We start from the raw sequence: 14352 nt of genomic DNA, 5'->3' as shown, positions 1-14352 counted from the left end.
ACTAAAATAAATTTACTAAAACAAAATATGTTGTTTGTATAAATAAAAAAAGCATTCCCCAGTATGAGAATGCTTAATTGTAATTATAAAATTATTCGATTAATACTTTTAATTATTGCTTTATTATCTTTTACAGAAGGAATATATTTGTAATTATTTTTAAAAATACTTTTTTAAATGTTATTCCAAATATCTTTATAAGCATATCCACTATAAACATCTATGAAATACCATCCATAAGTCTGTTTTGGTTGTGGCTTTGAATCTATTCTTACAGCATATACTTTTATATTATTAATATCATCGATACAAGCAGTATTTACTCTTAATAAATTAACACTAACCTTATGCTTTCTAGCACATTCTGCTAATGCTAATTCTTTTGCTTTATCTTCTTTTATCATTTTTCTATTTTCATAGTCAGCTGGGTTACATACTTCCATAATGCCACTAACATTGTATGTATATACTTTGCTCATATCATTTTTCTCTACACAATATCTAACATCACCTTCAGAATTCTCTGTGACATAACCAAATATGTAGAATTGTTTTCCTGAATATTCAAAGCTAGTATCTAATAAAAATATTAAGTCTTCATCTTCTGGATAATTTTCATTATAATAAAGTTTATCAACACCTAGCAATTTTTTCACAGCATTGGCAGCATCATCTACTGTATATTGTTTTCCAGTATCTGAATTTCCTATATTTTTTGTTACATTTAAACACTGCTGTAATATACTATCATTTAGATTTCCTATTGCTGTTATTTTAGTTGCACTTTTTAATACAATCTTATTGCTATTATCATCAACTAAAACTGTTGGAGTATTTTTAGCTATTGTAGAACCAACAAGTGCATACACTAAATCTGTTCCGCTAGCTATATAAAACTCTTTTGCTCCATTATAGAACTTATTTATTATCTTCTTATTAGTATCATATCTATCTACTCCACCCAATCTAGTTGAATTAGTATCATTTACTAAGTTATCACTCATTGATGAAGTACCTCCTATTATATAACTTTCTGTTCCAGTAGTGTTAAATGGTACACTCTTTCCATCAGTTAATACTATAGGTGCTTTATCTCTAACAGCTACAGAAGCAATACTCATAGCATCTGGTTCACCTTTAAAAGCATTAGTTAATATAACCTTACTAACCTTGTTAATAGCTCCTATTTCTTTTGCTACATTATAACTTGTCTTAATTCTATCACTACCTTGAAGTCTTTTAACTTCTATATTCTTACCTTTCAAAACGTTTTCAGTTGCTTTATCAATAGAACTTTCACCACCAATTATGTACACTTTATTAGCTTTTTCAACTCTTTTCATAGTTGCACTTGGTATATTATTCTTTTTAGTTAAAAGAATTGGTGCATTTGTTACTCCTGCAAGACCACTCGCACTTAATCCATCAGCCATAGTACTATCTGCATTTACAAGTATTGCAGTAGTATAGTTTTCTCTATCTGCAATAAGTCCAGCAGTTTCATATTTATCTGCACCTTGAATTTTATCAAGTGCATTTGCAGATATAGGACAACCAGCAACAAACATTGACATAGCTATCCCTAACGATAATAATTTCTTTGATTTCACAATATTCCCCCCCTTATTAATACTTCATAATTAAATTGTATAACAAGCACATATTATATGTTGTCGAAAACAAAAACTATTTCCAATCATTTAACGACATTAAATTGTATAAAAACAAAATATTTTTTTAATAAAATATAAAAAACTCTTATATATAATATATAAGTAGTTAATTGTTTTAAGTCAAAACATAAGATTCTTATAGATATTAAATCAGCCTTCATAAGAAAAAAATGAAAAATAGGCACCCAAAGATTAAATCTAAAGGTGCCTTGACTTTATAATATTAAATTCTTTTTAGCTCTCTTAATGTTAAATCCATCTTAGGATAAGGAATTGTAATTCCTTCTTCATCAAATCTAACTTTAACCTCTTCCAATAAATCAAGATAAATTGTCCAATAATCTTCTGTATTACACCAAACTCTAACAGCAAATTTAATGGCATTATCTCCATGTTCCACTATTCCTATAAATGGTTCTGGTTCATTTATTATTAATTTATGGCTATTCACAATCTCTTTCAATACTCTTCTCACCTGTACTATATCATCTTCATATCCTACACTAAAAGTTAAGTCAACTCGTCTAGTATTCTTTGCTGAATAGTTTGTTAGGCTATCATTTGATACAGAGCCATTAGGTATAAGTATCTGCTTATTATCTGGAGTAACCAATTGTGTATAAAAAAGTCCTATTTGCTCAACTGTTCCTCCATGACCTGCTGCTTCTATGTAATCTCCTACTTTAAAAGGTCTAATCAAAAGTATGATAAATCCTCCAGCAAAATTTGATAAACTACCTTGTAATGCTAAACCTATAGCTACCCCTGCTGATGCTATCACAGCAGCAAAGCTAGATAAGCTCATTCCCCAATATTCTAAAACAATGATTACAACAGCAACTTTAAGCACACTTAAAAGAAGAGATTTCAAAAACCTTCTTAGGGTTAAATCAATATCCCTTTTTCCAAGTAATAACATTACATGGTTTACAAATTTCTTTATTATTTTAAATCCAATGGAAAGTATCAGTATACCTATTATAAGTTTTACTCCACTCGTAGTAGCCCATTCTAAAAAGCTTTCCATTATACCTCCCATATCCATTTTATTAATATCTAGATTGTTTAAATCCAACTTGCTTATATCATCTATTTTTGTCGTATCCATAAAAAACTCCTTACTTTATATTTTTAGAACCAATATTATAGTTTAAAGTTCTTATTTTCTATTTAATATAATACAATATCATTTCGACATAGTAAACAAGATTTATATTCCAATTATATCTTGGTATATATCCTTGTAATAAATATAAATTCTTTTTTATCTACAAAATATTGCATTAAATTGAATCAATAATAATATTCTATTCAGTCTTAGAATTATCATTTTTTACACCTACATGAGATGCTGTTATAGTTATAATACTGAGTACTATAAATATCACAAATCCTCTTTTATATCCATCAACTACATTATGTGAATTTACTTGCAAAGATACTGCTATAATTAAATTAATAATACCACTCCCTATAAATTCGAAAGTATTAATGACACTAGTTGCCAATCCAGAATAAATTTCTTTATTTTTATACTTAGCATCATTGAAAACTTGTAAATGAGACATCACTATACATCCCATAATAAAAAATGCTATTGGTAAAATCATTATTGGTGGTTTTACTTTATATACAACTACAATTAGAATCCATATAAATAAATCTATTATTGCTCCATATTTGATTATATTAAATTTACTAGAGCTTATTTTAGCAAATACAAAGTCCATAATTATTGAACCAAATATAAATCCATATGTAAAAAATGATACTATAAATGCAGAAAAACTCTTACTAACCCCATAAACATCCATTATGTATTTCACTCCCCATAGACTTGTAAATGCACTTGTCAGACCTACAAAAGAGAACATTATCATTGAGTTATACCATGTTGATTTATTTTTTATAACAGACTTAATTCCATCAACAATACCAATCTTCTCTGGCTCTTCATTAGGTTCCATATCTATATTGAATCCGTATTCTCTTGGAGTATCTCTAACAATAATATACATAAAACATCCGATTACAACACCAATTATGCCTATCAATAAAAATGAATTTCTCCAGCCAACAAATTCAGATAGAAATACAAGTGGAAAAGTAGCAAGAACTCCCCCTAAATTCCCTACAAATGAAAATTTAGCTGTTGCAGAAGCAAATTCTGATTTATTAAACCATCTACCCTGAATTTTTAAAATACAAAGCAATATTACTGATGTCCCTGCACCTACAACTATACGAGAAATATATGCTAACTCTATACTTTGAATCAATCCAAATAAAATAGAACCTAAACTTGCCATTATTATTCCAAGACTACTAATTTTTCTTGCTCCATATTTATCAATTAAGATTCCTGCTGGTATTTGCATAAATGCATATGCATAGAGGCAAAAAGATGCTATATTTGAAATTTGTATAGAATTAAAACCTAACTCATTTGATAAATTATCTGAAACAACAGCAGTTGACATCCTTAAAAATAAGACTAAAATGAATGAAAATGTAATTATGCCCCAAACACTCCATTTAGCCTTTGTATAACTTTTCATATTTTCTCCCTCAAATCTACATAGCTTTAAATTTTCTTTATATACTCTATAAAATTCATGCTTTCTAAGTAATTATATCAAGTATACATCTATTTATTACAAATTTTAACATATAGTCTCATTATACTACATATATACATATTTAACTAGAAATAAAGTTTCATTCCTGTTATATATATAAATTAACTCCTTAAATATAAAAAGCCATCTTTGAACATTACTCAAAAGATGGCTCTCTATAAAAATATCTATTCTAAATTTAATTTTTTATCTAATATATATTTTGTAGCGAAAAATAATATTACTACAACTGCAATACTCCCAAGCATTGCGAGTGCAAAATGAGGACTTTGATAAAAATGGTATATCATATTTGTATCTTTATGTGGTAAAATTCTTTCTATAGCATTTCCAATACTTGATATTACTATATTTATAGCTATAAAAGAAACAAATGCTACTATATTTCTATGCTTGTTAAATCTTGGCAATTGACCCATTGAAATTGATGTATATAATAACAAAATAAATGATGAATATGAAATAAGCATTGTTACTAAAAATAATAAAACATCTAAAAAATATTCAGAACCTTTTGTAAAAACAGTATTAAAAAAATCTAAAAATTCAGGTAAGTGTATTCCAGAAGCACTAAAAAGCATAAGCATTCCAAATGTGAACATTGCAACTATAAAACTAAGTACAGCATATATAAGTGCTGTTATACATTTAGATAAAATAAGTGAACTAGTACTAACAGGAAGAGTAAACATTAAATACCCTTCATCACCCAAAAGATTTTTTCTGAATCTTTGAATTGTAACTACAATAGTTAAAACACCTAATGCCATGAAAAGACTCGTCAATACCAGTATTCCTATTCCCTGTATTTGGAATATATCTGTGTTTATAAATATTCCATTGAATACAGCTACTACCAATATAGCTATATATAATGGTATAAATGTTCTTCCACTTGCCTTTAATTCATATTTTAATAATTTACCTAACATTTGAATTCCTCCCTAAATAATGCATCTATAGATTTTCCTTTTTCTTCTCTTATTGTTTCAACATCTCCTTGCAATACTATTTGTCCCTTAGATATAAATATTACTTCATCACATATATTCTCTATTTCACTTATTAAGTGAGTAGCGATTAGTAAAGTACTATCTTCAGAATAATTTTTTAATATAGTTTTAAGTATATATGACCTTGCAGCTGGGTCAACACCACCAATAGGTTCATCCAGGATATATATACTTGCTTTTCTTGACATAACTAAGATAAGTTGAACCTTTTCTTTGGTTCCTTTAGACATTGTTTTTAGCTTTTCATTCACATCAATATCTAAACTTTTAATCATCTCATTTGCTCTTCTAACATCGAAGTCACTATAAAAATCATAGAAAAATTTCAGTAAATCTGATACCTTCATCCAGTCATTTAAATAAGTTCTTTCTGGTAAATAAGATACTATTTTCTTAGTCTCTATTGATGGTTTCATTCCATTTATTACAATTTCACCATTATCAGGCTGTAATAATCCATTTATTAGCTTAATCATTGTACTTTTGCCACTTCCATTAGGACCTAACAATCCCACTATCTTTCCCTTTGGTATATTCAATTCAACATTTTTCAAAACCTTTTTAGTTCCATAACTTTTATTTACACCTTTAAATTCAACTATTCCATCTTGAGAAATATTATTTATATTTTTATCCATTTTATAATTCTCCTTTCAAATTTTCTGTAATAAGTTTTATCATTTCATCTTTATCATACCCAAGTTTTTCTAAAGTCTCTTTTAATGTATTTATCTCAACATTAGCTATTTCCGCTTTCATAGCTTTTATTTTTTCCTTATCATCTGTTACAAATCTTCCTTTAGTTCTTTGGCTATAAACTAATCCTTGTCTTTCAAGCTCTGTTAGAGCTTTTTGCATTGTATTTGGATTTACTTCAGCATCTTCTGCTAGTGCTCTTACTGTTTCTAGTTTAGATCCTATTTCAATCTCACCTGAAATTATTTTCAATTTTAAATGTTCTACTAATTGTATATATATAGGCTTATTATTATCAAGTTCCCATTCCATGTTTATACCTCCTTGTTTATATTATTGTATTAATAACTTAATACAATAATATAATAATACAGCTTATATGTCAATTACTTTTAAATAAAATTATGAAAATATTTCTTTATATTTTTTCATACTATGCTTTTATAAAAATGCCTACTATATAACTATAATCAAAGCTATAATTATTTCCTTTTAAAATGGATTCATCCATATATTAAAAGATTTATCAATTTACTTTTTAGTTAGCACAATATCTTTATATTAATTTCCTTTTAATCTTAAATAATTTTACTATCTTAAAAAGTATATAAAAAAGTTCACAAAAAAATGAACACTGTATTAGAGTTCATTTTTAACATAATTTATTAGATTTTTTATAATATAGATTAATTCCTATTTTATTGAGCTATACATAATCAATTTTTCAAATTCTTCAATTGGCATTGGCTTTCCAAACAGATATCCCTGTGCCATGTCACATTTTACTTCCTTTAAGAGCTGAAACTGCTCTTCTGTCTCAACACCCTCTGATACCACTTTCATTCCTAATTCTTTTGCCATTTCTACAACTTTAGTAACAATTATCTTACTTCTATTGCTATTATAAGTTTCCATAATAAATTTTTGGTCAAGCTTCAAAATATCCATAGGAATTTCTTTTAACATATTTAATGATGAGTACCCTGAACCAAAATCATCCATAGATATCAAAAATCCTATTTTTTTTAAATTATTCATTATATCAATTAAGATGTCAAAATTATCAAATATAATACTTTCTGTAAGTTCAAGTTCTATATACTTTGCAGGTATTTCATATTTATCAATTATATTTTTATATGTTTCTATAAAATTATTGCAATATAAATGTATCCTTGAGACATTAACCGAAATAGTAACTGGATTTATACCTGCATCAATCCATTTTCTAAGCTGTATACATATTTCTTCAAGTACATATAAATCTAAGTTTATTACAAAACCGTTCTTCTCGAAAAATGGAATAAATTCATTTGGAGGTATTAAACCTTTATTAGAACTTTTCCATCGAACAAGAGCTTCTGAACCTTGTATTTCTCCTGTATCAAGTTCTATTTTTGGTTGCAAATGTACAATAAATTCTTTATTTTCCAAACTTGAAAACATCGTATTTTCCATCTCTTTTTCTTTTATTTCTTGGTCATGAATCTTATTATCATAAAATGCATAGGAACTTTTATGTCCTCCTTTTGCCATTTTATGAGGTATATTAGCCCTATCTATAATTGAATTAATATCTCTATCTTCTGAAAGTATAAAGTAGATTCCACAACTCAAAACCAGTTTATACTTTTCCTCTTGATCATTATTAAATAAATCTAGTTCTTCAAATATAATGTTCAATCTATTTGTTATATCTTTTTCTTCTATGTATTTCATAATTATAGTAAAATTATCAGCAGATATTCTTGCAAATATCTCATCTTCAAATATATTATTTTTAATAATCTTAGTTAAGTTACGTAAAATCTCATTTCCAACTTCATATCCAAATAGGTCATTTATATATTTAAATTTATCAATATCTATATACAATAAAGCATATTTCTCTTGAGTATTTTTGCATAATATCTTATTAGCATCAATCACAAACTTATCCATAGTACTTGCTCCTGTAAGACCATCTGTATAAGCTACCTTTTGCAATTTAATTCTAAACCTTAATTTATCATATATTATATATAGTATAAGCATTATACATATCATAGCCATAATACATATTATCTGTAATGAATATTTGCTAATAAATTGATTATTAAACATAATAGATTCAAAGTTGCTTAGGGAGTTATTTTGATAAAATTCATTTAAAGAATAAACTGGTATTGTATGTATAATCTGTAAAATTATACATATAAATAAAAAAAACATTAATTTTTTTTGTAAATTCCTCATAAAAATTTCCTCCCATTAAAACACCTCTATTTTATTATAAACCATTAGCAAATAAGCATATCCCAAAAGTTTCCATTTCTTGTAAAATGGATAGTTTTGAAAAGAAAATAGTAAAATTATAATATAAAAATAAAATTTTTCAGATAATTCGAAGAAAAATAAGTATCTTTTATCAATAATTATATACCAAAATAATCCAATTTATTTTATATTATACCGATATGAAATGTATAAATCAATAGTTAAGACAACTAATATACTACATTCTATAATTATAGTAACTGAAAATTTCATGAAATTTAAAATAAATATAAACTATCCATTTTACAAGAAATGACTACTTTTTTCCAAAATATAGTATTTGCAACATATTCATACTTTATTTTTTCTGTTTTTTCTTTCTATATTTATTTCGACAAACTAATTTTTAAATTTTATCCCTAAGTAAATTAAAAAATATCTAATTTAATTTTTTTAATATATCTCCTCATAATTGATTTTTTAACTATAAATCTATAAAATTAAAACTCTTTATTGTTTCATTTATATAATGAAAATATTATATAAATGAAACAATAAAGAGTTTATATAATTAAAAGATAAAGAGAATATATAAAATAGCACTAAAGTATTTTATATATAAGATATATTTATATACTTTAGTGCTAATCAATATTTAATATATATAGTAAATCTACATTTAACTTTTTAAAGATTTTCTATATAAAATTCTTACTCCCAATGCAACTAATATAAAACTTATTAAAAGAATTAAGACAAATTTAAGTATATTTAAATTGGCAAAATCGACCTCAATAAATTTATACAGATTGGCTACATTTCCAGTTGTATAATGGCTTACTACAATTGCTATACCATTATTTAAAAAATGTAATAACATCGATACAAATATGGAACCAGATTTATATACACTATATGCAAATATAATACCCAGTATAGATGTTGGAATTATTCTTATAAAATCCATATGCATAATACCAAATAATACTCCACTACATATTATAGCCAACTTAACAGACTTATTCTTATCCTTTGATTTACTAAATGAAGAAAATATAAATCCTCTAAAAAATATTTCTTCACATATAGCTGGTAATAAAGCTATTGTTAGTAAATTTAATAAAAACTTATCTTTCATAAACAGGGTTTCGTTTAAACTTTCAGCAACTTCCATGTTTTGAGGAAACAAGAATAAAATTAGTTGTGTTATAATCATAATAAGAATATATCCACCAATCCAAAGTACAATACTGCCAAGTATATGTTTTAACTTAGGAACTCTCAAGCTAAACACTTCTTTAAAATCAGCTTTAATATAGTATGCAAATATTAATGGTAATGAAATTATCATAAATTGTGTTATTATGATACCACCCATACCAAATTTAATTTGTACTAAAGAACCAACATAAATTAAAAGAACTAATCCCACTGCGTATAAAATAATACCATCACTTATAGTTGGTATAGAGCCTTTTTTTATATTGCATCTTTTCTCTAAAAAAGAAAAACTCTTACTATTACCAAAAAGTATTTCCTCTGAATTGAACATCTTAGATAGTAATATGATTGCCAATATAACAAAAGCTATATTTGATACCAAAACTAAAGCTATTAAATTTAAATCACTTTTAAAAGATAATACACTTTTTATAAGTAGTGATATGTTTACCACAGGTATTACAGATGTTACCCTATCCAACACTATATTTGGTATCATAGAGACGTATGATGGTATCATAATAATTAACATAAGAGGAGTTATGTAGTTTTGAGCATCTTTAAAACTTTTTGCAAGTGAACATACACACATACTTATTGCTGCTACTACCATTGAAAACAGACATATACAGATTAAAGTAGTTACAATTGGTAAAATTAAATCTCCATAATTGAAATTTCCAAAGCCAAGTTGACTGCTAAGACCTCCACTAATTAAAATAAATGCCATAGTCAATCCCATAGATAAAATATTTAAAATTGCTGTTACTATTGCACTAAGAGAAACAGCCATGTATTTTCCCATAACCAATTCTAAATTTGATATTGGAAGCGTAAATAGAGTTTCTAATGTACCTCTTTCCTTTTCCCCAGCCATAACATCTATTGCTGGATATATTGAACCAAGCAAGACTCCTATTATCAGTATGAATGGCAATATTTGTCCTAAAAAATAGCCTGCTACTTCTTCTGTCTTTGCAACATCTACAGTGCTATATGTTAAAGGCTCTAATGTAGATTGTACATCTAAACCTTTATCAGATAATTTTTTTTCTACAGTAAGTCTTTTGTATTTATCTAAAACAGTTTCTATTCTCTTTACTGCATTAGAAGAGTTTTCTTGAGAAGAATTCATATATATTTTATAACTTGTAGATGCTTGTTTTTCTTCTATCTTTATATAAGCATCAATTTTATTTTCTTCTAATGACTTTTTATAATCATCAACATCAAGTATTCTTATTTTTCCTTTATCATTTACATTATCTTTGCTTTCAGTATCTTTACCTAAATTATTATCTTCAATCATCGATACTAATACTTTATTTGGTTTATTATCAAAGGCTATATTAATATCCTTGCTATTCATACTATTTGCAGACATATTCATTACCTGCATCATTAATAGCATAAGTAAAGGATACAAAAGAAGTGGTAAAACAATCATCATAAATAATGTCTTTTTATCTCTCAATATATCCAACATTTCTTTTTTAAATATGTATTTTACAATCTTACTTCTCATCTAAACTTCCTCCTTTCTAGCAAGTTTTATAAATACGTCTCTCAAGTTGTTTACTCCAGATTCCTCTTTCAAACTATTTGGTGTTCCTGATGCAATTATTTTTCCATTGTGAATCATAAAAATCTTATCACATAAAGTTTCTGCTTCTTCCATATAATGAGTTGAATAAAGAACTGTTTTACCTCTTAGTTTTTCATTCTTCATAAAGTCTATTATAGATGCACTACTTAAAACATCAAGCCCTAATGTTGGTTCATCAAAAATGTACACCTTTGGAGAATGTATTAAACAACGAGCTATAGACGTTCTTTGAGTCTGACCAGTTGATAGATTCTCAATTCTATTATCTATAAATTCACTCATATCCATTATTTTTATAACATTTTCAATCGATTCTTCTATATCTTCTTTTGTCATTTCATATAAACTTCCAAAAGTTGTTAGAAGCTCTCTAGGAGAAAGTCTTCCATATAACTTTGTGTTTCCAGACAAATATCCTATTTCTTTTTTTGCTGAATTTCTATCCATTGAATAATCATATCCAGAAACACTTATATCTCCTGATGTTGGTGTTAATATTCCTCCTAACATTCTAAGCAAAGTCGTTTTTCCTGCACCATTTGGACCTAATATTCCCACAATCTCTCCTTCTGCAACTTTAAAAGAAACATTATTCACAGCAAGAAACTCTTCTTTTCTAGTTTTTATTTTCTTTAACTTTCTTATTGAATTTTTATTCTTATCATCTTTTACGACCCTTGTAAAAGACTTGCATAATTTATTAACCTCAATCATTTATTAAATTGCTCCCTTCTTGTTTATAGATATATTTATATAAATATAACATATAAACCTTTTTTATATAAAGTTTTTTGTTTTAAAATATAGTATCCCTAGAAATTCACACTATCATTTGACAAATTACCTTCTTTTATTCTTTTATAATATATTTTGTAACATTTTTTTACATATTAAATATAATATTACTATATAGATAAACTTAATCATCTATATATTCAAATCAAAATATAAAAGGAGTTCATTTAATGGAAAATAATAAATGTAGAGAAAATTTTAGATTTTCTCAAGAATATGAAGAAGGTTATATAAATACAAATGATAGATACTATGACAACTATCAAATAGAGGATAGATATTATGACAATTATCAAACAGAGGATAGATACTATAATTATCCAAACAAATGTAAAGAACCTAAAGTAGCTGAACATTGCTGCTGCAAAAAAAGTATGAAAGATGCATTAGAACTTTTAAGATATGATGCTATAAGACCTTTTGTTAATTTTAATCAGTTTGCTTTTATTTCAGATTTCTTTATAGTTGGTGCTTATTTAGTAGGTATAGATTACTCTCTACCTCCAAAAGATAATCTATCTGGACTTAATGCTACTTTTAAAAGATTTTCAGCTTGTAACTGCGATTTAATAGATATATCTGGTCAAATATATTATCCTAAACCAATTCCATTGACACTTGGCGGATTAGTTAGTTCAATTGGCACTATTCCAGGTATAGCTGAATTAGTTGCTCTTATAGAGGCAGCAGTACCTGCTAATATAGACCTAGGAGGTATATTAAATTCAATACTTGATGATATAATTGATTATATAGTTGCTACAATCAATCCACTAACAACTGTAGATTTAGCATCATTATGTTCTCTTAAAGCTGTTGCTTTTAATGTTGCACCTGGAGATTATAATGATTTTGTGGCAGCTTTAGGATATTATCTTGATAAAAAACAATATAAAGATTGTAATTGCAACTGTGATTGTGATGATTGTTGTTGTAATAAAGGTATACTTGACAACCTTTATACTTCTAAAATAAATAATCAAGTTACTGTAGTAGCTGGTAGTTTAGTTCTAACTGGTGTTGAAGTTTTAGGTAAGAAAAATGATGTTTTAGTACTTGGAAACTCTAATGACTCAAGAATATACTTTGTATGTGTAGATTCTATAGATTATATTGCATAAAACAATTTTAAAGTACTATATTTAAATATAAAATGGCATATGGTTTTTAAAATATAAAATATTTGATTATTGTTAATAAAAAAGAGTGTCTATGTAAAAATAACTTTAGACGCTCTTTTTTATTTTTATATTACTTCTATCTAACTTTTTTACCAAGCTTAAATACTGCTAATACATCAGCTAATACATCTATATTATCTATAGGATTTCCATCTACAACTATAACATCTGCTTTCTTTCCTTTTTCTAAAGTTCCATAATTTTTATCAATTCTTAAAAGTTCAGATGCAGTTTTTGTAGCAGCCACTATTACATCCATATTATCCATACCATAATCTGACATTAGTTTCATTTCATAATATGTCTTCCCATGTTCATTGTAAGAAGTTCCTGCATCAGAGCCAACTGCAATTTTAATTCCTTTTTTATACGCTTTTAAGAATGATTCTTTATGTGGAATAGCGACAATTTCACACTTTCTAAGAGTCGCCTCAGTTATTCCACTTTCTTTTCCTGCATTTAGAATAAAATATGGAGCAGCCACAGTTGGAACTAAGTATGTTTCTCTTTCTAGCATCAAATCAATTATCTCATCATCTAAATAAACACCATGTTCTATAGAAGTTATTCCTGCAAGTACTGCATTTTTTATACCAGTTCTACCTTGTGCATGCGTAGCAGTTATTTTTCCTGCTTTTACAGCCTCCTCTACAGCAACCTTCATTTCTTCCAAAGTCAATTGTGGTGAACCTGGCTCAACACCATCAGTCGTTACACCTCCAGTTGCCATTATCTTTACACAGTCTACTCCATTCTTTAAGACTGTTCTAGCTGATTTTCTACATTCATCTATACCATCACTCTCAATCCCAAAGTAATATCCATGTCCTCCTGTCATACATATAACTGGACCTGAAGCAACTATACCAGGACCATCTATAGACCCTTTGTCTACAAGTTTTTTAAGTTGTACATCCACATATTTAGGACAACCTAAACTTCTAATATATGTTACTCCTGAATCCAAGTAAGCATCAAGTTGTTTTATTGTATTTACCACAAGCTCTACATCTGATACATTCTCATAATAAACTTTTGGATTTCCAACTGGCTCCATTGTCAAATGAACATGACAATTCATAATTCCTGGCATAACAGTTTTATCTAAGTAATCATATACATCATATCCATCCAAATCTTCTCTTATGTCTTCAATTTCAACTATAGTATCTCCCTCAATAATTACCCCCTTATTTTTCATAATGCTATTTCCTGTTCCATCAATTAGATTTCCTGCTTTAATATATTTTTTGTTCATTTTAAAGTGCTCCC

The 14352-nt window shown here is 26.8% G+C and carries 11 protein-coding genes; 1 reads left to right on the top strand and 10 read right to left on the bottom strand.

All coding sequences use genetic code 11. From position 1 onward, the window contains the following. Window positions 1-173 precede the first annotated feature (173 nt). From Q3287_RS11130 to Q3287_RS11090, 9 genes are all read right to left on the bottom strand, one after another. Window positions 174-1610, bottom strand: a complete 1437-nt coding sequence (locus Q3287_RS11130) for a cell wall-binding repeat-containing protein (protein ID WP_407964090.1) — start codon at window positions 1608-1610, stop codon at window positions 174-176. A 286-nt stretch (window positions 1611-1896) separates the two neighbouring features. Continuing rightward, window positions 1897-2781, bottom strand: a complete 885-nt coding sequence (locus tag Q3287_RS11125; protein ID WP_074179809.1) for a mechanosensitive ion channel family protein — start codon at window positions 2779-2781, stop codon at window positions 1897-1899. A 199-nt stretch (window positions 2782-2980) separates the two neighbouring features. After that, window positions 2981-4231 carry an MFS transporter gene (locus Q3287_RS11120; protein WP_407964089.1) on the bottom strand — a complete coding sequence of 417 codons (1251 nt, stop codon included), beginning with the start codon at window positions 4229-4231 and terminating at the stop codon, window positions 2981-2983. Between the two features lie 248 nt (window positions 4232-4479). After that, the gene (locus Q3287_RS11115; protein WP_407964088.1) at window positions 4480-5244 is read right to left on the bottom strand and encodes an ABC transporter permease; all 765 of its coding nucleotides are present in this window, start codon (window positions 5242-5244) and stop codon (window positions 4480-4482) included. Continuing rightward, window positions 5238-5963, bottom strand: a complete 726-nt coding sequence (locus Q3287_RS11110) for an ABC transporter ATP-binding protein (protein WP_054270106.1) — start codon at window positions 5961-5963, stop codon at window positions 5238-5240. The genes Q3287_RS11115 and Q3287_RS11110 overlap by 7 nt, the downstream gene beginning before the upstream one ends. Before the next feature lies 1 nt (window position 5964). After that, window positions 5965-6333, bottom strand: coding sequence for a GntR family transcriptional regulator (locus Q3287_RS11105; protein ID WP_074179812.1), 369 nt, complete (start codon window positions 6331-6333; stop codon window positions 5965-5967). Between the two features lie 381 nt (window positions 6334-6714). Then, window positions 6715-8256 (bottom strand): putative bifunctional diguanylate cyclase/phosphodiesterase, encoded by a 1542-nt coding sequence (locus Q3287_RS11100; protein WP_407964087.1) that lies wholly within the window; start codon window positions 8254-8256, stop codon window positions 6715-6717. Between the two features lie 700 nt (window positions 8257-8956). Beyond that, a complete protein-coding gene (locus Q3287_RS11095; protein ID WP_054276572.1) occupies window positions 8957-11023 on the bottom strand; it encodes an ABC transporter permease subunit/CPBP intramembrane protease in 2067 nt (688 codons plus the stop codon). Beyond that, on the bottom strand, window positions 11024-11818 hold the full coding sequence (locus Q3287_RS11090) for an ABC transporter ATP-binding protein (RefSeq protein WP_167641101.1): 795 nt from the start codon (window positions 11816-11818) through the stop codon (window positions 11024-11026). Window positions 11819-12069: 251 nt separating this feature from the next. Between Q3287_RS11090 and Q3287_RS11085 the strand changes: the two genes are divergently transcribed. Further along, entirely contained in the window at window positions 12070-13020 is a 951-nt protein-coding gene (locus tag Q3287_RS11085; protein WP_054270101.1) for a CotA family spore coat protein, read from the top strand. Between the two features lie 136 nt (window positions 13021-13156). Here Q3287_RS11085 and Q3287_RS11080 read toward each other — a convergent pair whose 3' ends face one another. Beyond that, entirely contained in the window at window positions 13157-14338 is a 1182-nt protein-coding gene (locus Q3287_RS11080; RefSeq protein WP_407964086.1) for an amidohydrolase family protein, read from the bottom strand. Window positions 14339-14352 lie beyond the last annotated feature (14 nt).

Source organism: Clostridioides sp. GD02404 (assembly GCF_045898275.1).
GTDB classification, from domain to species: Bacteria; Bacillota; Clostridia; order Peptostreptococcales; family Peptostreptococcaceae; genus Clostridioides; species Clostridioides difficile_A.
This window is presented reverse-complemented; position numbering and strand designations above follow the sequence as displayed.